Origin of the sequence: Arthrobacter oryzae, from assembly GCF_037911235.1 — a bacterium.
GTDB classification, from domain to species: Bacteria; Actinomycetota; Actinomycetes; order Actinomycetales; family Micrococcaceae; genus Arthrobacter; species Arthrobacter oryzae_E.
This window is the reverse complement of record NZ_JBBLYW010000032.1, coordinates 57733-75582: the sequence shown is the minus strand read 5'-3', so window position 1 is coordinate 75582 and position 17850 is coordinate 57733. Positions and strand designations below refer to the sequence as shown.

20 protein-coding genes and 1 tRNA gene are annotated in these 17850 nt (G+C 61.7%); 13 read left to right on the top strand and 8 right to left on the bottom strand.

Annotated elements, in window-relative coordinates; all coding sequences use genetic code 11:
• Nucleotides 1-42 precede the first annotated feature (42 nt).
• A complete protein-coding gene (gene pyk / locus WMN78_RS09255; protein WP_340533459.1) occupies nt 43-1533 on the top strand; it encodes a pyruvate kinase in 1491 nt (496 codons plus the stop codon).
• Between the two features lie 164 nt (nt 1534-1697).
• On the opposite strand, the gene WMN78_RS09250 is transcribed toward pyk, so the two are convergent.
• Nucleotides 1698-2303, bottom strand: a complete 606-nt coding sequence (locus tag WMN78_RS09250; protein ID WP_340533458.1) for an ANTAR domain-containing response regulator — start codon at nt 2301-2303, stop codon at nt 1698-1700.
• A gap of 206 nt (nt 2304-2509) precedes the next feature.
• Here WMN78_RS09250 and WMN78_RS09245 point away from each other — a divergent pair.
• Nucleotides 2510-2591 (top strand) — tRNA-Leu (locus WMN78_RS09245).
• An 87-nt stretch (nt 2592-2678) separates the two neighbouring features.
• Entirely contained in the window at nt 2679-3809 is a 1131-nt protein-coding gene (locus WMN78_RS09240) for a tyrosine-type recombinase/integrase (protein ID WP_340533457.1), read from the top strand.
• A 15-nt stretch (nt 3810-3824) separates the two neighbouring features.
• Here the strand turns inward: WMN78_RS09240 and WMN78_RS09235 are convergent, their stop codons facing one another.
• Both WMN78_RS09235 and WMN78_RS09230 read right to left on the bottom strand, forming a co-directional pair.
• Nucleotides 3825-4070: a hypothetical protein gene (locus tag WMN78_RS09235; protein WP_309978316.1), complete on the bottom strand. Its 246-nt coding sequence runs from the start codon at nt 4068-4070 to the stop codon at nt 3825-3827.
• 57 nt (nt 4071-4127) lie between these two features.
• Nucleotides 4128-4403 (bottom strand): ArsR family transcriptional regulator, encoded by a 276-nt coding sequence (locus WMN78_RS09230; RefSeq protein WP_309978314.1) that lies wholly within the window; start codon nt 4401-4403, stop codon nt 4128-4130.
• Between the two features lie 228 nt (nt 4404-4631).
• Between WMN78_RS09230 and WMN78_RS09225 the strand changes: the two genes are divergently transcribed.
• Nucleotides 4632-5135 (top strand): hypothetical protein, encoded by a 504-nt coding sequence (locus WMN78_RS09225; RefSeq protein WP_309978312.1) that lies wholly within the window; start codon nt 4632-4634, stop codon nt 5133-5135.
• Here WMN78_RS09225 and WMN78_RS09220 read toward each other — a convergent pair.
• Complete coding sequence (locus tag WMN78_RS09220; RefSeq protein ID WP_309978310.1) at nt 5089-5412, bottom strand: ArsR/SmtB family transcription factor; 324 nt, start codon at nt 5410-5412, stop codon at nt 5089-5091. The genes WMN78_RS09225 and WMN78_RS09220 overlap by 47 nt on opposite strands.
• Before the next feature lie 311 nt (nt 5413-5723).
• Between WMN78_RS09220 and WMN78_RS09215 the strand changes: the two genes are divergently transcribed.
• The 3 genes from WMN78_RS09215 to WMN78_RS09205 all read left to right on the top strand — a co-directional run bounded on the left by WMN78_RS09215 (nt 5724) and on the right by WMN78_RS09205 (nt 8405).
• A complete protein-coding gene (locus tag WMN78_RS09215) occupies nt 5724-6506 on the top strand; it encodes a hypothetical protein (RefSeq protein ID WP_340533456.1) in 783 nt (260 codons plus the stop codon).
• A gap of 454 nt (nt 6507-6960) precedes the next feature.
• Nucleotides 6961-7284, top strand: coding sequence for a hypothetical protein (locus tag WMN78_RS09210; RefSeq protein ID WP_340533455.1), 324 nt, complete (start codon nt 6961-6963; stop codon nt 7282-7284).
• Nucleotides 7284-8405: a C40 family peptidase gene (locus WMN78_RS09205; RefSeq protein ID WP_340533454.1), complete on the top strand. Its 1122-nt coding sequence runs from the start codon at nt 7284-7286 to the stop codon at nt 8403-8405. Before WMN78_RS09210 ends, WMN78_RS09205 begins: the two co-directional genes overlap by 1 nt.
• Before the next feature lie 463 nt (nt 8406-8868).
• Here WMN78_RS09205 and WMN78_RS09200 read toward each other — a convergent pair whose 3' ends face one another.
• The 4 genes from WMN78_RS09200 to WMN78_RS09185 all read right to left on the bottom strand — a co-directional run bounded on the left by WMN78_RS09200 (nt 8869) and on the right by WMN78_RS09185 (nt 10245).
• Complete coding sequence (locus WMN78_RS09200) at nt 8869-9222, bottom strand: hypothetical protein (protein ID WP_309978302.1); 354 nt, start codon at nt 9220-9222, stop codon at nt 8869-8871.
• 43 nt (nt 9223-9265) lie between these two features.
• A complete protein-coding gene (locus WMN78_RS09195; protein ID WP_340533453.1) occupies nt 9266-9481 on the bottom strand; it encodes a hypothetical protein in 216 nt (71 codons plus the stop codon).
• A 10-nt stretch (nt 9482-9491) separates the two neighbouring features.
• On the bottom strand, nt 9492-9659 hold the full coding sequence (locus tag WMN78_RS09190; protein WP_309978299.1) for a hypothetical protein: 168 nt from the start codon (nt 9657-9659) through the stop codon (nt 9492-9494).
• Nucleotides 9660-9960: 301 nt separating this feature from the next.
• A complete protein-coding gene (locus tag WMN78_RS09185) occupies nt 9961-10245 on the bottom strand; it encodes a hypothetical protein (protein WP_309978296.1) in 285 nt (94 codons plus the stop codon).
• Between the two features lie 458 nt (nt 10246-10703).
• Here WMN78_RS09185 and WMN78_RS09180 point away from each other — a divergent pair, with 458 nt between their 5' ends.
• The 6 genes from WMN78_RS09180 (at nt 10704) to WMN78_RS09155 (ending at nt 17646) form a co-directional block, all read left to right on the top strand.
• Nucleotides 10704-10991, top strand: coding sequence for a hypothetical protein (locus tag WMN78_RS09180; protein ID WP_340533452.1), 288 nt, complete (start codon nt 10704-10706; stop codon nt 10989-10991).
• A gap of 237 nt (nt 10992-11228) precedes the next feature.
• On the top strand, nt 11229-12395 hold the full coding sequence (locus tag WMN78_RS09175) for a type IV secretion system protein (protein ID WP_340533451.1): 1167 nt from the start codon (nt 11229-11231) through the stop codon (nt 12393-12395).
• Nucleotides 12388-13872 (top strand): SCO6880 family protein, encoded by a 1485-nt coding sequence (locus WMN78_RS09170; RefSeq protein ID WP_340533450.1) that lies wholly within the window; start codon nt 12388-12390, stop codon nt 13870-13872. Before WMN78_RS09175 ends, WMN78_RS09170 begins: the two co-directional genes overlap by 8 nt.
• Before the next feature lie 143 nt (nt 13873-14015).
• Nucleotides 14016-15329: an ATP-binding protein gene (locus tag WMN78_RS09165; RefSeq protein WP_340533449.1), complete on the top strand. Its 1314-nt coding sequence runs from the start codon at nt 14016-14018 to the stop codon at nt 15327-15329.
• Nucleotides 15330-17150, top strand: coding sequence for a type IV secretory system conjugative DNA transfer family protein (locus WMN78_RS09160; RefSeq protein ID WP_340533448.1), 1821 nt, complete (start codon nt 15330-15332; stop codon nt 17148-17150).
• Nucleotides 17137-17646: a hypothetical protein gene (locus WMN78_RS09155; protein ID WP_340533447.1), complete on the top strand. Its 510-nt coding sequence runs from the start codon at nt 17137-17139 to the stop codon at nt 17644-17646. Before WMN78_RS09160 ends, WMN78_RS09155 begins: the two co-directional genes overlap by 14 nt.
• Nucleotides 17647-17850: the final 204 nt, after the last annotated feature.

The following is a 17850-nucleotide window of genomic DNA, read 5'->3' as shown; positions in this document are numbered from 1 at the left end:
CGGTACAACTTCAATCCAGTAACAGACCAATAGGGTAGGTATATGAGACGCGCTAAGATCGTGGCAACATTCGGACCGGCTATTTCCAGCTTCGAGAACACCCTCGCAGTAGTGGAAGCCGGCGTGGATGTTGCCCGCATGAACATGAGCCACGGCGACTACTCGGTGCATGACGTGACGTACGAAAACGTCCGCAGGGCATCAAAGCAGCTCGGCAAGCCCGTGGCCATCATGGCCGACCTTCAGGGCCCCAAGATCCGCCTGGGCCGCTTCGTTGACGGCCCGCACGAACTGGCCGTCGGCGACATCTTCACCATCACCACCGAAGACGTTCCCGGCACCAAGGAAATCTGCTCCACCACGCTCAAGAGCCTCACCGATGACGTCAACGTCGGCGACGCTCTGCTGATCGACGACGGCAAGGTGGCCCTGCGGGCCATCGAGGTCGACGACGTCAAGGTGGTCGCCCAGGTGACCGTCGGTGGCTTCGTATCCAACAACAAGGGCATCAACCTGCCCGGTGTTGCCGTCAACGTTCCCGCGCTGAGCGAAAAGGACGAGGACGATCTGCGCTGGGCCATGCGCCGCGGCGTGGACATGGTTGCCCTGTCCTTCGTCCGTGACGCCACGGACATCAAGCGCGTCCACGAAATCATGGACGAAGAGGGACGCCGCGTTCCGGTCATCGCCAAGATCGAGAAGCCGCAGGCTGTTGACCAGCTGCACGAGATCATCGACGCGTTCGACGCCATCATGGTGGCCCGTGGCGACCTCGGTGTGGAGCTTCCCCTCGAAGAGGTGCCGATCGTCCAGAAGCGCGCCATCGAACTGGCCCGCCGCTGGGCCAAGCCCGTCATCGTGGCCACGCAGGTGCTCGAGTCCATGATCGACAACCCGCGCCCCACCCGCGCAGAGGCTTCGGACTGCGCCAACGCAGTGCTCGACGGCGCCGACGCAGTCATGCTCTCCGGCGAGACGAGCGTGGGCAAGTACCCGATCGAAACCGTCAAGGTCATGGCCCGGATCATCGAATCCACCGAAGTCCACGGCCTGGAGCGCGTCCCCCCGCTGGGCACCAAGCCCAAGACCCGTGGCGGCGCCATCACCCGTGCCGCCGTCGAAATCGCCGACCAGCTGGACGCCAAGTACATCTGTGCTTTCACCCAGTCCGGCGACTCCGCACGCCGCCTGTCCCGCCTGCGTCCGGTCAAGCCTGTGTTCGCGTTCACTCCGGTGGAGCACGTGTGGAACCAGCTTGCGCTGACCTGGGGCATCCAGCCGGTTCTGGTTCCCATGGTGGACCACACCGACGAAATGACGGCCCAGGTTGACCGCAGCCTGCTGGAACTGAACCTGGTGGAGGACGGTGACCTGGTGGTCATCGCTGCCGGTTCCCCTCCCGGAAAAGCCGGTTCCACAAACTCGCTGAAGGTGCACAAGGTGGGCGACCTCGCTGATTCCACCTTCGCGGGCGAAGTGGCCAGCAACAAGGAAAAGCTCGGCCCCTGGCCGGAAAAGAAGAAGAAGGCCTAGTACGTCCCCTGCGTGCGGCGCGAGCCGCACGCAGAACAAAAGGGAGGGTCCCCGCCGGTTGGCGGGGACCCTCCCTTTTTGTCTTGCTCATGACCCGGCGAGTGGTGCCGGGTGGCAGGTGCCCGGCAGGCCGCCGTCGTACGCTGCCTGCCGGGGTGCAGCTGTTAGTTGACCTGGTTGATGATGGTTTCGGCGACCTCGCGCATGCTGAGGCGGCGGTCCATGGAGGTCTTCTGGATCCAGCGGAAGGCCTCGGGTTCGGTGAGGCCCATCTTGGTGGTGAGCAGGCTCTTGGCGCGCTCTACGAGCTTGCGCGTGGCGAACTGCTCCTGAAGGTCCGAGACCTCGCTTTCGAGCGCCTTGATCTCTTCGTGGCGGGAGAGGGCGATTTCGAGGGCGGGGATCAGGTCCGCTGGAGTGAACGGCTTGACCACGTAGGCCATGGCACCGGCGTCGCGGGCGCGCTCCACGAGTTCCTTCTGGCTGAAGGCCGTGAGGAGGACGACAGGTGCAATGCGGGCCTTGACGATCTTTTCGGCGGCGGTGATGCCGTCCATGACCGGCATCTTGACGTCCATCAGGACGAGGTCGGGCTTGAGTTCCTCGGCGAGCTGGACGGCCTTTTCGCCGTTGTCCGCTTCGCCGATGACGTCATAGCCTTCGCCCCGGAGGATTTCGATGATGTCCAGGCGGATAAGGGTCTCGTCCTCGGCGACAATAACGCGGCGCGCCGGCTGGGTGTTGGGGTTTGACTCCGTCTGTTCTGACACGGGAACTCCTTGAAAGGTACGGCGGGAACTAGTCCATCTTAGTTGGGCCCGCTGTTGTACTTGGAACTGCTTGGGTTCGTTGCGGCTTCACTGGCGCGATTCTGGAATTCAGCCTATCTGCATGTAGAGTAATTTCGCGCACTGGAAGCGATCGCGTTGCTCACAACTCAGCTGTGAGCCTAAGATTGTTACTCCGTGTAATCCGCGCCCGAGTGGCGGAATTGGCAGACGCGCCGCACTCAAAATGCGGTATCGAAAGGTGTGTGGGTTCGAGTCCCACCTCGGGCACAGTGTTTCCGCAGGTCAGCGGCCTAATGGGCCGTTGACTGTGGACAAAACTCCAAAAAGTGTGGACAGCGGCGTAGCATTTTTTCTATGGCCAGCATTCGAAAGCGCACAAAGAAGGACGGAACTACGTCCTTCATGGTCTGCTGGCGGGACCCGGCCACCACTAAAGAGCAAGGCATTACATTCGCCAACGAGGCAGAAGCCGTCACGCTGAAGCGACTCCTTGATGCCAACAACCAGTCCTTCGAAATCGCCCAGCATGCGATGGTCAAGAACCAGACCAAATCACCCACTGTGGCGGCGGTGATCCAGGAACACATCGACCTTCTGGTGCGCCCGTCCGTCGGGACGGTCCACACGTACCAGACGATGTTGAAGCTGCACATCGCGGACGTCATCGGCCACATTCCCGTGGACAAGCTGGACTACCGGCACCTGACCTACTGGATCAAGACGATGCAGAAGAAGGGCAGGTCTCCGAAGACCATCAAGAACAACCATGGCCTGATCTTCGCGGCCATGGAGACGGCCGTTATGCTGCGCTACCGGAAGGACAATCCTTGCCGACATGTTCAGCTCCCGTCGGGCGAAAAGGCAGAGGATGAGGCCCGGTTCCTGACGCACGCCGAATTTGGGATGATCCTTGAATGCATGGGGGAGCGGTACAGGGCTTTCACCGAGTTCCTGGTCATGACCGGAACCCGCTTTGGCGAGGCAACGGCCGTTACCGTAGCTGACGTGGACCTGATGTCCAAGCCCGCAACAATGCGGATCAATAAGGCATGGAAACGTGGCGCTGATTCCGAGTACTACATCGGTGCTACCAAGACGGGCGCCGGCAAGAGGACGGTTTCCTTGAACCCGCATTTGGTGGAGGTGCTCATTCCCCTGGTGGCCAGCCGGCCTGGATCGGAGCTTCTGTTTACGACGCCAAAGGGTGAACGGATCATTCACAAGCTGTATTGGCATCACTACTGGGTTCCGGCAGTGAAAGCGGCGCAAGCGCGCGGGCTGACCAAGTCGCCCCGAATTCACGATCTGCGCCATACTCACGCGTCCTGGCTAATCCAGGACGGCGTTTCTCTGTTCACTATCTCCAGGCGCCTGGGGCATGCGTCCACTCGTACAACGGAGCAGGTGTACGGCCACTTGATGCCACAGGCACTTCAAGATGCCGCGGATGCCGTTGAGCGGTCCGCCGTCGTCTGGCGCGGCTAGCGGCGCTCGCCCAAATTATGAGTATTTCTGCCGTGCCTTGGCCCGGGTCCCGATCATTCGGACGGAGGCCTGGGAAGGAGTAGATGATCGGACTTCGCGCAGCTGGGCAATCTCCTTCAGGTGGACAGACGTGAAGACGATCTTTCCCTTGCCCCAGACGGAATGCGGGAACTCTCCCTTGGCGGCCCCCTCACGGAGCCACGCCTCTGAGCACTTGAGGACCGAGGCGGCCTCGGCCGGCTCGAAGAATTCAAGTTTCATGCCTTCTTCGATCCTTTCGTGATTGTGCTGCGGCAGTGCTCCGTGCTGAGTCCTGCCCTAGTTCATCGGAGCAGGGCCATCCGGCGGCATGACCGCGTTGCCGAAAGTCGCTGCAAAGGCATAGGTCTGGCGCCGCACTTGCTCCGGAGAAGCCGTGAAATGGCTGGAGGCGCGCTGCACGAGGCCTGCGTTGCCAAGGAAGTAGAGCTGCCGGCGGATGGTCGACGGCGATGCCTGCAGCTCGGCTCCGATTTCGCTGCACGTTGATGGACCGTTCTTGAGTAAGAAGCGGACAATTTGGCTTCGCGTTCGGTTCATCAGGATGTTCGACATGGAGACCGGAACCTAAGGAATGAAGGGAGCGTGTTGCTGTAGACGGGTCTACAGCAGCAGGTTACCCCTGCTGAGGTCATGATGGAAGGGCTTGTTTTTGCCCATGAATCTTCTAAGGCACCGGGACCCTGATTGCCGAGGCGCATGACTCGCGGAATACTGGGCGGTAGGGCGGGGGCGGTACCTGACTGGACTGCCGGTGTTGAAGTGGCTGATCAAGGGGCGTTTATGCGGATTGACGAGACAGGGCACGGTGCGGGGCTGTCGCCTCAGGCCCAACTCGCCCGTCGTTTGAATCTGCTGCTCGACGTTGTAGTTGCAGAGCGCGGGAAACCGGTGACGTTCAGGGAAGTGCAAGCAGACCTTGCCCGGAGGGGCATCAAATTGTCCCGCGCGCGCTGGTTCTACATGAAAGAAGGGACTGGCCGCCTGGTCAGCGATCCGGTTTTGCTGGCTGGCCTCTGTGACATCTTCAAGGTAGACCCGTCCTATCTGACTGGCGATGATGCAGCCTTGCCCCAACGCATTGATTCCCAGCTTGAGTTCGTCAAGTCTCTGCGTGCGGCCCGTGTGAAGACCTTCGCCGCACGAACCCTTGGGGACGTATCACCGGAGACCTTGCAGGCCATATCTGAATATCTCAACAAGGATATTGGGCGCCACCCGGGCGGGGAGCAGGCGGCGGCTAGCCCTCCAGAAGATATTCATGATGAGCCGCCAGCAACTCCTTGATCCTTGCCGGGTTGGCTGAATAGCGCGGCGATCGGCCGTGGCGACGGCCTGGTTCGACATCGACTACGATGGCGCCGGACTCCTCCAATGCCAGCAGGTGCTTGGCCACACTAGGTTCCCCGGCGCTGACTGATGCCGCAATGTCCCCACGGGAGGCCGGCCCGTGCGCCGAAAGGTAGCGAAGGATCTCATTCCGTGAACGGTTGCCGAAGGTCGCGACGGCGGCTTCGACGTCGGCCGACCATGCGTCGTCGTGAGGCTGGGTAATCCTTGGCATGGAACCATTCTTATCTACAGCTCGAAGAAAAGTAAGACTCGTCGTCTTGACGATACTTTAATTATCCTTGAGAATAGTTTGCATAGCCTTAGTGCATTCGCGGTCGGTCCTCGTTTAGAGGCCATTCTTGAGGTGTCGGGAGTGCCGCCACCGGAGTTACTGGAAGCGTTTAGTCGAAGCGGTGAAGACCAATGCGAGTCGAAGCCAGAGCGAATCAGGCCCACCATGACGCAGCAAATGCAGTTACCGTTGATGTTTCCTTGCACAGGCCGCCAGCGCCGACCGCGCTGGCAGTCCCGGTGGATCAAATCATGGTCGCCGTCGACGGTGTGCGCCGATATGTCGTGTCGCATCTGTCCCGGATCGGCCGAGCCTGCGACGTGGACGACGTTATGCAGGACATCCGGGTAGCGGTGTGGGATGGAGTGACCCGCGGCCATTATCGGCAACTCCCAGGTATTCCCTTCGGGGCCTGGGTCCAGGGAGTGTGCGCCAACGTGTGCGCCGCGCATATCCGCAGGGAACTGAGCCATCAGACGTTCCCGTTGCTCATGGAGCCCGGGGATGCGGACGGTCCGGCGTCACTCGATGCTCTGTCTATTCTCGGTATCGGCGGAGTGGATCGCAGTGCTGAGAAGATCATCGATCAGGAATGGGCGCGAACGATTATCGAACTGACGCGGGCAAGCGTGCCGGCGGAAGTTTGGGAACTCGCCGTTGGCAGTCTTACCGGGCCCCGCCAGTATGGTCCGCCATCGCCGCAGGACCGCCGCCGATGGCATGCTGCGACCGTAGTGCGCCAAACAGCCAGGACTGTTCAAAACGCACTGGAGGTTGAGCCGGCGGAGATCCGCAACATCGCGGACGTATGCCAGCGTGCGGCGGAATGCCTGCCCACGACTGTGCTGCGCCGTACTGCGGCAACCATTGTTCGTCCCGATCTGCGAGGACCAGAGCGGACCGGGGCCTTGGCCTCGTTGGCCGCTGAACTTGGCGTCACGGAGCGCTACGTTGCTGTGCAGATCGGCTTCGCCCGAAGGCTGTATCAGACGTCCTGGCGGATTCTCCGGGGTGGAAGGCGACCTGCCCGCTGAGTCATGTCCTCAGTCGACCATCTTGCAATGAACAGGTGAGGAGGCTGGTATGTCGATGACCCGGAGAATTGCATTGCCTGGCTCGAGCAGCAAACGGCGATGGTTGGTCCTAGCGTTCGTGCTTTTGAGTGTAGTCACCGTGTTGTTCGCTATCACGCGGCCTACCCCGAGGTCCGCACCTGAGACAGGTCCAGCGCTGTCGACGGCTCCGACTCCCCAGAGTTCGGCGGCCTTCTCTACTGGGCCGCAGTCAGAGGCGCTGACGACGGCTCCCCCCGCCGTCGAAGGACCTGGCAGGTATGGCCCGCCCCGCACAACGGACTTCCGCAAGCTGGCATCGGCGGTGGCGACAGCTGTCTACACGTGGGACACACGTGGGGCTTCGTACTCCGAGGTGTACTCCGGCCTCCGAAACTGGTGGCATGTGCTCCCTGACGGGTCCAATCCTCTGGCCGTGTTTGTCCGGGAGTTCGAAGCGACCGGGATCAACGCTGGAACCTATCAGTATCTGGCCGGGCAGCAGGCGTTCCGTTCGGCCGGGGTCGAATCCATGATGTGTGATAGTGAGCTTGCCAAGGTGCGGGAGCGACCGGCGCCATGGGTTGGTCTCCATGTTTGCACGGTCTTTCTTCGCGTCTTGGATCAGTCAATTTCTGCCCGCAACACGTACACGGCCCCAGTCAGCGTCATGGTCAACTGTCCGCCAGCCGCCAGTGCTCCTTCGGATCATTGCATCATGGTCGGCTTCTACGCCGCGCCGAACAGGATCGTCTACTAATGCCCGCTCCGGCGTTGCTGGCTGTCCTGGCAAGGCGCCGGATCATCCTCCGGGCTCTGGTGGCCGCGGCCACGACCGCGATCCTGGCGGGTGCTTTTGCGCTCTGCGCGGCCGTTGCGGTGCTCGGCGCCAATGCGACGAGCATCGGCTCGATGTGCTCTTCAGCAGCGTTGAGTGGTCAGCGAGGCGCCGACGTGGGTGGTGTCTTGGACATCGGCAATAGCAGCCAGCCGCCGGTCAACCTGACGGCCCGGCAAATGAGCCTCGCGGAGGACTACATTTCAGTTGGCAAGCAGTTGGGCGTGCCGCGAGATGGGCAGATCATCGCAATCATGATGGCTCTGCAGGAATCAAGCCTCAGAATGCTGGCCAACGTGAACGTCCCCGAATCTCTCAACTATCCGTATGACGGTATCGGAAGCGATCACGATTCCCTTGGCACGGCCCAGCAGCGTCCAGCTGCTGGCTGGGGGAGTGTCGGAGAGCTGATGGATCCCATCTACAACGTACGGGCTTTCTATGGTGGACCGTCTGGTCCCAACCGGGGGAGCCCCCGCGGGTTGCTGGACATCCCTGGATGGCAAACGATGAGCAAAGGCCAGGCTGCCCAGGCTGTTCAGGTGTCGGCGTTTCCTGACCTGTATGCGCGATGGGAGCCGGAAGCATCGGCAATCGTTGTTGCGCTCGCAGGAGGGACAGCACCTTCTCCTTGCGTCGATACGCCGTCCGACTCAGCGCCGACACCAGAGTCGGAAGATTTGAGTCAGATCCGAAAGGATATCCTTCGGTTTACCCAAACCGGCGTCGGTGGGTCCTATGTGTGGGGCGGGACGGCGTTCAAAGCGTGGGACTGCTCCGGCTTCGTCCAGTGGGTCTACCGGCAGGCCGGAATCAACCTCCCGAGGGTGGAGCAATGGAGGGTTGGGGTGCGGACGACCAATCCGCAGCCAGGGGACCTAGTCGTCCAGAACGCACAAGGGCCGAACAACTGGGGCCATGTTGGCATCTACGCCGGCGATGGGATGATGTACAGCGCACTCAACCCTTCGGTGGGCACTCTCGTCCATCCGATCGCGTGGAATTCGGATACGGCCTATTTTGATCTCTTGACCGACAACTAATTGTCGCCGTACCCGTCCTGGCGCCGGAGTCGGGTAGCCGTCTCGATGTATCGATGTTTTCGTTCTGCCTGATTGCAGCATGCTCAAGCATGCGAGGGGACGGAGGCTAGACATTCTGAGGTAGTGGGAAGTCTTGGATTTGCCGACGTCACTTAGGTGAGTGCGGACGAGGAGAGTCGTTGGTGGAAGTCTGTTGTGAGAGCCTGCAGTCTCTCCTCCGATAGTGCATCGGCATTGCAGACACACTTGTTCTTCTGAACGCCCCATTGACCGGCAAGGTGGTGTGCGAACTGGCGCTACCCTCTGGATGAACAACTCAAAGCTGTGAAGCGACGGCATCTCAGGGCGCACCGCCGCCTTCGGTCACGACGCTCCAGTCGTCCGGACGAAAACAAAGAAGAGCGGTCCAAGACAAAATTGCCTTGGACCGCTCACCCTTGCTTGACTGGACAATAGCTTCGAATCAGTCAGCGCCAGGGCCGAACTGTTGGACGAGCTCCGGCGTATTTCTGATGTGGAGCTCGAACTCAAGTGCCTGATCGTCCTTGGCCAGCTCGGTTAGCATCTGAGTGACAGTAGTGCTCTGGTGCGTCAGCTGCATTGTCACCTTCAGGTGGTCGATGTCCGGTTGCACTTGCGTGCGTTCGACCCTCCCGAACATCTTTTTGACTTCCACCCACTGCGGTTCATTGTGCTTAGCCAACTGTCGGTCGAGGTCGGCGCGCAGACCGTTCAGGTGCGCTCGGCTCTGATTATTATCTGCTTGCTTCGCTGTGATCTCAGCTCGTCTCAGATCAAGATATGGCCGATTACTCAAATTAGTCGATCCTCCTATTCGGCATTAGCTGTCACATCGCCGGTTATCCCCGACGATTGGCTTCTTCGAAGGTCTCGATCATTTGTTTGGCTTCATCAATGTTCCGTTGGTAATTGTCCAACACGAACTGTCTCGGAACGGAGCCCGCATTAGCCATCGAGACGACAGCGTTGCTGTACTTCTCCTCGGCCTCTGCGAGCATCTCCTTGGCATTTGCGATGTTTTGGTCATATCGGCCCATAATGCTCGCTTCCAACAAGGTGAGAAGGCTAGTAGTGGATCTTAAGCGTATCGATAGCACCTGCAAGCCCGGGAAGGTTTTTGGCCTTGTCCTGCAATTTCTTCAGGATGCTGTTGTCGTGCCGAAGTGCTCCTTTGTCGGACTGCTGCTTGAGGTACGCGAAGTCTTTTTTATAGTCATCCGGAATGGTCGCCATTGGAAAACTGCCCCCTATTTGTCTTTGCGCTTACGAACGGAACGGGCCCTGCGGGCGCCGCATGATCATCATGTCCGACGGGTAGGCACTAATCAAGAGTTTTGAAAATTGAATGCTCCACGGGCGTAATCCTTCCGTCACGGATGACAAAATGACGGGCTTGGTGTTGGAGGATCTCGCTCTGTTCCGGAGCAACAAGGAACGCCGTCCTTGGGCTAAGGACGCTACCAGCATTGAACCTTTGCGCTATCAATGGCACTTAGGATTTTCCGCTGATTTCGCCTCTAATAAAGCAAATTCGCTACAGCTCGCTCTCGCCCTTCCACTCTTCCGGTTTCACTCGCTTGATGCTCGATGAGTGCGCCCAGCCCATGTGGTACTTGCCAGAAGAGTCGAGCCATTCAATCAGGCCGTAGGTGTGCGTCCACCCAACCGCCTTGCCGTAGATTCCGCTCACATAGACCAGGGGCCGGCCATACTTTGGGAAGTCGCGGATTGGAGCTGGGTCGTCAATCGGTCGGCTCTCTTCGGCCTGCATCCGGGCAAACATGCGCTCGGAGTCGTCGGGAGTACCACGCTTAATCACCTCTAAATTATAGAACATATGTTCGAATAGTTCCCTGGCCCCAGAGCCTCTCGCCGCCTCAAAGCGGCATCCCATTGGTCCAAAGCCTTAGATACCTGCTCCATAGCCAGCTGTGGGTAAAGCCAGGTACGCCGCGCGGTTCCTCAAAGCCCGCGTCGGCGACATCGTCGATGAAGATAACGCCAGGGGATGATGGCAGCTGCGGCTTCATCGTCACGGACTTACAAGCCCCGAACGCCCTCCGGAAACCGCTCGAAAGCTGCGAGTAGGCCATTCCCCGCTCGGCCGGGACTGCGTGTTCGGCGTGTTGTAGCTAGCTCACGCAGCGAATCCGTGTGCACGTTGCGCAGGTGTATCCATAAGGTCAGACAGAAGGTCATGTCGTCCCACCCCGCCACCTCCATGAAGTCGTGAGCCCAAACCACTCATTCCCCTGAAGACGACAGATGGAGCGCGCGATGTTTTTGGCAGCTGTGGACCCTGGCATCACCCCGAACACGAACTTCCCCTTTCTGGAATCGCTCAAGCAGGTCGGCGGAGGCATCCTGGTTGGGGCCTTCATTGTGATCGCGATCGTCGCCATTGTCGGGGCCGCAATGCTTCTCGCCGGCAAGCTCAGCCAGTCATCACGGCTCGCCTCGGGCGGCGGCATGATCCTGCTTTGGACAGGACCGGTGGCCGCGATACTCGGCGGGATCAATGGCTACATTCTCTGGTCCCAGTCGGCGTTCAATCTCGGATTCTAGGTCCAGCCAGTCATGCCAGTTCAGTGCGACCTGGACGGATGGTGGCCGCCCGGTTGCGGTCTCGTCTCTCAAGCGAACGACGGCGTCCAAGGCTCCATCACGTCATTCTTCGCGAACATTCTCCAAAGCACCGCATCCTGGATCTGGTCTTTCATCACGGGCGCTTTCAGTGTCTCTGACGTCGATGATTCTCAATGGACGGCGGTCGAAGGACTAACGAGTTGGTGGGTTGTCATCATGATGACGCCGCTGGTCGTGGCCATGATCCTCCAGCTGCTGTCCGGTCTGATCAGCCAACAGCCCCGCCGCTTAGTGCGCGCTATGGTCGGCGGCGCGGCGGCCATTCCCCTGGTGGCCGGTGCCGTTTACCTTGTCCGCCAGCTCACCAAGGTGGGCGATTCCGCAGCGACTGCACTGCTGGGGTCCATGGGGACGGATCCCTATCTGGTGTTCATGCGGCTCTTTGGCTTCGAACGGGCCCCGGCGGACTCCGGCAGGGAATGGAACGTCGTGTCGCTGGCCCCGGGAACCAGCGGAGGTGCGGCCGGGGCCGTCGTCGTCACGGTGATGGCCGTGATCGTCGTCTGGATCCTGGCGTTCATCCTGATGTGTTCGATGATCTTCCGATCCTTTGCGCTCATCGTGCTCGCGGCCGTTGCTCCAGTCGCTCTCATGCTGATGCCGTGGGAGAAAACGAAAACTTGGGCCCGTCGGTGGTGCGAGATTGTCGTTGCCTTGCTGCTGGCCAAACCGCTTGCCGCAACAGTACTGGCCGTGGCCATCAAGCTCTTTGCCGACTCCAAGTCATTCGCCGGGCTGGCGGCCGGCGTCGTGGGCATGGCACTGGCCTGCGGTGCGCCTCTGATGGCACTGCGGCTCGTGAGTTTCGCCGGAGGCGAGCTGGCCGCGGCTGCGCAAACTGCCGGCGGCGGCCACGTCCTCACCCGCACTTCCAGCTTCACAGCCCGGCAGATCAGTCGCCAGACCGGTGGCCGTTTCACCTTGGCAGGGATGGCTGGCCGTTCGTCGATGACCCGACCAATCCAGTCGAGTCGTCAGCAGTTTCCCACCCGCACGCTGCCGGCCGGCGCCCCACTTCCGGCACGGCCAACGAGTACGACGCCGTCATCGGCGCCAGCCGGGAATGCCAGTGCGTTGATGCTCGACGCCGGCGCTTCGGCCGCCAGCGCGGCCTCGCCTCAGGCAAGTAGCGCACAGCCGCGCCCAGCCCCAGGTGCATCGGCACCGGGCAGCAGAAACGGCGGCAAGGCCCCTAGCGAGCCCCCAAAGCCGCCGTCGTCGAACCTACCGAACGACTCGCCACCGATCACCCCGCCAGTCCAGCCACCCATCCACCGGCCACGAATCATTCAGCCCCCAACCGATGGCGATTTCCATGTCTGAAACTTCACGCACCCTTGAGGCAGTCAAATTCCCCCGCTACGAGCGCCGCGGCTTGTTCATGGGACTGAAGTGGTATCAGTTGCTGTTGCTGGCGGCCGGCGTCGTTGTTGCGAGCCTGGCGTCTGCATCTCAAGGACCGATCGGCCTGTTCGTGTCGGGACCCTTGTGGCTGATGTTGATGCTCCTCGGCCTGTTGCAGTATTCACGGATTCCGTACCCGGTATGGGTCAGCCATGCTGTCCTGTTCTTCTACCGATCGATGGTCGGACAGACACTGTTCCTCACCAGACCCGAACGGGCGGTCCTGGCCGGACGGCTGGCGCTGCCGGGAGGGCTGGGGAACCTAGAACTCCGTCGGACCTCGCGAGGAGAGTGTTTCATCGTAGACGCCCGCGGCAGGGAGGCGATAGCCGTACTTCGCTGCAGCACCCGATCATTTGCGCTGTTGGACAGCGACGACAAAGCATGGGCCGTGCAGGCCTGGTCCCGCGTACAGGCGGGCATGGCCCAGCGAACAAGTCTCGCGAGAATCGCCGTGCAGGACTTTACGGTTCCGTATCCGTCCACCGCGCTGCGGGACTTCTACGAAATGGCGTCACCGCGGCCAGCGGGCCACTCCAGCGAACTCACGTGGGGGCAGCGGGCGTACGAGGATCTCATCTCGGCGGCGGGATCCACGATGAGTCACGATCTCCTGATCGCACTTGTGGTTGATACGGCCAAGGCCCGACGCCGGATTAGAGAGTCAGGCGGGGGACTGGTCGGCGTCGAACGGGTGCTTCGGCTGGAGGTCGAGGCCATGACTACCGCGCTGGGGACGCACAGCGTCAAGGTGGAGGAATGGCTGCCGGAGGGCGGAATCCTCGACGTCGTTCGGGGCGCCTTCGATCCTGCCGCCGTCGCAAGCTGGGCTGGGAAACAGAACGAATCACAACCCCGAGACTCCATGAGGCCTAACGTGTCTGCGGGGCCCATGGCCGTGGAAGAGCACTGGACATACGTCCGCACTGATTCCGGTTTTCACCAGACCTTCTGGATCGCTGAGTGGCCGCGGCAGAAGGTTTTTCCGGGTTTCCTTCATCCGCTGATTTATGTGGGCGACTTCCGGCACACGGTGACGGAGGTGATTCGGGCCGTGCCCACAACTGAGGCGCTGCGGGACATCCGCTCCGCCCAGGAGGCCCATGAAACCAGGCGCCGCATCAACACCCGCTTCGACAGGCCACTGACACGCGAGCAACGGGCTGAGGAAGAAGAGGTCGCCCAGCGCGAGGAGGAGATCGTCGCAGGACACGGGGACGTAAGGCCCGCTGCCTACGTCACCGTTACTGCAGGGACCCTGGAGGACCTGGCCCGACACCGGCAGGAACTGGAGTCGGCGGCCGCGGGGGCCTTCGTCGAATTGCGCCTGCTGGCCGGGCAGCAATGGGCTGCGTTCGTCGCCGGTGCGCTCCCGTTCGGGCGTGGTCTGCGATGACGCGTACAAACCAATCCCTGCAATACCTGCCTTCGGGCGTGAACCGCAAGGAGCATGAGGAACGACGGTGGCGGGCGGCTGGCGCTGACAGCCGGCCTTGGGCCAACGCTTTTAGGCGGGCCGGTGAGGTGGTTGGCACCAGGTTGGACACCGCTGAGCGCGGCGGCGGCTGGGGGAGCAGGGAACCCGCCTCGCTGCGTGGCCCGCACCGCCTGCGGCCGGCACCGCACCGCGCGTCGACCCTGACCTTCGCCGCTGCGTATCCGTTCATCACAGAATCCGGGCTCGGCCACGAAGGCACCTATATCGGCACAGACGTCTTCGGCTCCGGAGCATTTTCCTACGATCCGTGGATTCTCTATGACAAGGGCGTCATCAGCGGACCCTCGATCGTCGTCATCGGCACCGTGGGGACCGGGAAATCCATGTGCGGAAAGTCCCTGGTGGCCAGGTCCATAACGCTGGGGCGGAAGGCCGCCGTCGCCTCCGATCCCAAGGGCGAATGGGTTGCCGTCGCGAATGCGGTTGGTGGCAAGGTCATTTCCGTGGGCCCCGGTCGGGCTGCCCGCGTCAATCCGCTAGACGCGGGGCCGCGGTCTAGCGCCTTGAGTGAGGCGCAGTGGCAGGCGGTGGTGCGCCAGCGCCGTCGTTATCTGTTGGTGGCATTGGTGTCTCTCATGCGGCAGGGCATGCCCCTGCGTCCGGTGGAGCACACTGCCCTGGACATGGCTCTAATGGAGACGGTAGCTGAGAACTCGAATCCGACGCTGCCGATGGTTCTGGACCATCTGTTGAACCCGTCGAAGGAAACGATCGGGCTGGTGGGCAAGGACGGGGGACTGGCGGTCAGCCACTCCCTGAGGCGGACGGTCTCCGGTGACCTGGAAGGCATGTTTGACGCCCCCTCTACCGTCGCTTTCGACGCCGATGCGCCGATGATGGTGATGGACACTTCTGCGCTCATCGGTGCCTCAGAGCAAGCCTTGTCCCTGGCGGCCGCGTGCGGTGCCACTTGGCTGGAGGCCGCCGTCACCAATCCCGACGGCGGCAAACGGCTGGTGGTCTACGACGAAGGCTGGCGCATGCTGGCCGATCCGTACATGCTCGCCAAAATGAGTGAGCAGTGGCGGTTAGCCCGCACCTACGGCATTGCGAATCTGCTCATCATGCATAAAGTCGCGGACCTCAACGAAATCGGAGACAGCTCCAGCGGGCACCGGCAGAAGGCACTCGGCCTGCTGACCGAGGCGGACACCAGGATCATCTACCGGCAAAAGCACGACGCCATGCGACTGACGAAAGAAGCCCTGGGCCTGTCGGAGGCCGAATGCGAGCACGTAGAGAACCTCCCCAAGGGTGTTGGCCTCTGGAAGGTCGGGAACCGTTCCTTCATTGTGGCGAACCGGGTCACGACCGATGAGCTTGAAGTCTTCGGCACCGATGACCGGATGATCTGAATGCCACAGACGAGTTCGCGGCGAGGCATCGACAGTCCGTTGGTCACGGCCGGGCTTATCGCCGTGGCTGGTTATGTCTGTCTGAGTTTCCTGATCCAGGGGGCAGCTAACGTCGTGATGGGTTGGCGCTGCGGCGGCAGGCCGCCGTCGCCGTTCAACCCGGCCGCCGCCGTCGGACTTTTCATCGGTCGGATCGATTGGATCGTCCGAGTACCGCAGGGATGCGACGTCGGAACCGGCAGTATCTGGTGGATCGTTGGCCCTGTCATCCTTCTGGCGGCTGCGCTCGCTGTCGGGTCTGTCTGTGCCTGCCGAAGGTGGAAGCAGTCAGGCGCGTGGCTGCGTCAGGACATCCTGAACCGCGAGGGCATCGCGCGCCGCACCGAGATCCTCCAGGATTTCGGGGCTAGGGCCGTCCTGAAGCGCGGCAAGTTCACTCGGCCGGGCCTCGCAAAGCCGCGGGTCCAGGACTTGGCCTGGACCTTGGGCCGTTCCCGCGGTGTCACGATCCATGTCTCCACGGAGGAATCGATGGTCATTCAGGGTGCCCCGCGATCCGGTAAGGGCCTTTACGTGATCATCAATGCCATCCTCGACGCGCCGGGTGCTGTGGTCACGACGTCGACCCGCGCCGACAACTTGGTGGTCACGATGAAGGCCCGCGCTACACGCGGCAGGCCGGTCACGGTGTTCGACCCACAAGGCATGTCCGGACTGCCCTCAACACTTCGCTGGTCTCCCGTCCGCGGCTGCGAGGACCCGGATATCGCCACGCGCCGCGCTCTCGTTATCACTGCGGACACGGAGATGAAGGGGGAGAACGCTGCATGGCAAAAGCGCTCGCTGATCATCCTGCAATGCCTCCTTCATGCTGCGGCCCTGTCCGGCGAGGGCGTCCGCGCGTTTCGGCGCTGGTCCTCGAGCCCGGTCTTGGCACGTGAGGCGTTGGAGGTCCTGAGCCAACCGGCGGCTGCGCTGGGATGGCAGGCCGATCTCATGGGCATCCTGGAGGATGACCCCCGGAACACGTCCAACTCCTGGATTGGTGTTTCGGCTGCCGTCGCACCGCTGTCGTCACCGAAAGTGCTCGCAGCACTGGATCCACGGGACGAGTCTGAGGAATTTGACCCAAAGACGTTCATCCGGGACTGCGGGACCCTGTATCTGATCGGCACCCGTGCGGGAGCAGCTGCGGCAGGACCGTATCTTTCGGCTCTGATCGACGACATCGACAACGCCGCGCGCGAAATGGCATTTGTCTCCCCTGGTGGAAGGCTGGATCCGCCGCTGTCCCTCATCCTGGACGAGATTGCCAACCTGGCACCGTGGCCGGGCCTGCCCATCGCCCTCTCCGACGGGGGCGGCATCGGCATCTCAACCCTGGTGGTGCTCCAATCCCTGTCCCAGGCCCGCACTGGCTGGTCCATCGATGAGGCGGCCACCATCTGGGACTCGGCCATCATCAAAGTGATCTTCGGCGGCGGCTCCGACGAACGTGACCTGCGCTCGCTGGCCGGGCTGCTGGGGGAGCGGAGCCTGACCCTGAACACCCGTTCCTGGTCTGCACAGGGCCGGCAGGACGGCGAACAGATCAGGGAAAGCCCGGTCCTGCCGCTTCATGAGATCAGGCGCTTGCCGGCAGGCACGGCCCTCATGCTGGGACGGCGAACCCGGCCGATCCTCCTGGACTTGCGCGAATGGCACAAACGAAAAGACGCTGCCGAGCTCGGCCGGTCAAAGCTGGAGCTTGAACGGACCTTGGCTGATGGGCACCGTCTGAGACAGGCAGCACCTGAGGAGGCGGCCGATGGCCAGCCATGACGACGTCGAACGCTTTGAGATCCCGTCAGCCGGAGCGGACGACGATGAGCTGACGGCGGAGCTCTTCCGCTCTGCATTCCGGCCACCGGGGCGGGCATCCGGTGTGACGTACCGTTGGCGGGACATGACAGCTGAGCAGGCCGGAAGCGTGTGGCGTTCTTTGGCGGTCTGGGTCCGCTGGCTTGTCGCCACGTATTTGCTGACGACGTCAGTCGTTCCCGGTTGCTGGTGGCGCCACTCCGAGATCGTCGCCGAGCTCTATGCCCTTCAGCGGGCGGAACTGGCCTCCTACGCCAGCGATGATCCCGGGTTTGGGCCCCTGGCGTTTCACGAACGGCTGCCGCACGCCGTCGAGCGTCTACGGATCCATACCCGGACTGCCGGTTGTGTCGGGCTGCAGGCGCACAAGGAGTCCGCAGGGAGAACCTTGCGGCTCGACGCACCTGAGTTCGTTGAGTGGCAGGCGGGTTCCCACCAGATCGTAGACGAATTCTGAACTTGGTCACTTCACGCGGACCAGGTGGTGTGAACCAGTATTTGCAGAGTAGCCTGCAGGATTTAAGGACTTATGGTAAGACACCAATGGAGCCCAGAGGGTGACCGTGTGTGGCAATGAGTTGGGCTCCGAAAGCCGCGCGTCGACGCTTTGCAGCGGTTCTCCTGAGGGACCGACCTGTTGTCCGTGGTGTTGGGTCAACAA

Coding starts and splice junctions, on each gene's coding strand:
- pyk (WP_340533459.1), top strand. CDS start 43: ATGAGACGCGCTAAGATCGTGGCAACATTCGGACCGGCTATTTCCAGC.
- WMN78_RS09240 (WP_340533457.1), top strand. CDS start 2,679: ATGGCCAGCATTCGAAAGCGCACAAAGAAGGACGGAACTACGTCCTTC.
- WMN78_RS09235 (WP_309978316.1), bottom strand. CDS start 4,070: ATGAAACTTGAATTCTTCGAGCCGGCCGAGGCCGCCTCGGTCCTCAAG.
- WMN78_RS09230 (WP_309978314.1), bottom strand. CDS start 4,403: ATGTCGAACATCCTGATGAACCGAACGCGAAGCCAAATTGTCCGCTTC.
- WMN78_RS09225 (WP_309978312.1), top strand. CDS start 4,632: ATGCGGATTGACGAGACAGGGCACGGTGCGGGGCTGTCGCCTCAGGCC.
- WMN78_RS09220 (WP_309978310.1), bottom strand. CDS start 5,412: ATGCCAAGGATTACCCAGCCTCACGACGACGCATGGTCGGCCGACGTC.
- WMN78_RS09215 (WP_340533456.1), top strand. CDS start 5,724: ATGGTCGCCGTCGACGGTGTGCGCCGATATGTCGTGTCGCATCTGTCC.
- WMN78_RS09205 (WP_340533454.1), top strand. CDS start 7,284: ATGCCCGCTCCGGCGTTGCTGGCTGTCCTGGCAAGGCGCCGGATCATC.
- WMN78_RS09190 (WP_309978299.1), bottom strand. CDS start 9,659: ATGGCGACCATTCCGGATGACTATAAAAAAGACTTCGCGTACCTCAAG.
- WMN78_RS09180 (WP_340533452.1), top strand. CDS start 10,704: ATGTTTTTGGCAGCTGTGGACCCTGGCATCACCCCGAACACGAACTTC.
- WMN78_RS09175 (WP_340533451.1), top strand. CDS start 11,229: ATGATGACGCCGCTGGTCGTGGCCATGATCCTCCAGCTGCTGTCCGGT.
- WMN78_RS09170 (WP_340533450.1), top strand. CDS start 12,388: ATGTCTGAAACTTCACGCACCCTTGAGGCAGTCAAATTCCCCCGCTAC.
- WMN78_RS09160 (WP_340533448.1), top strand. CDS start 15,330: ATGCCACAGACGAGTTCGCGGCGAGGCATCGACAGTCCGTTGGTCACG.
- WMN78_RS09155 (WP_340533447.1), top strand. CDS start 17,137: ATGGCCAGCCATGACGACGTCGAACGCTTTGAGATCCCGTCAGCCGGA.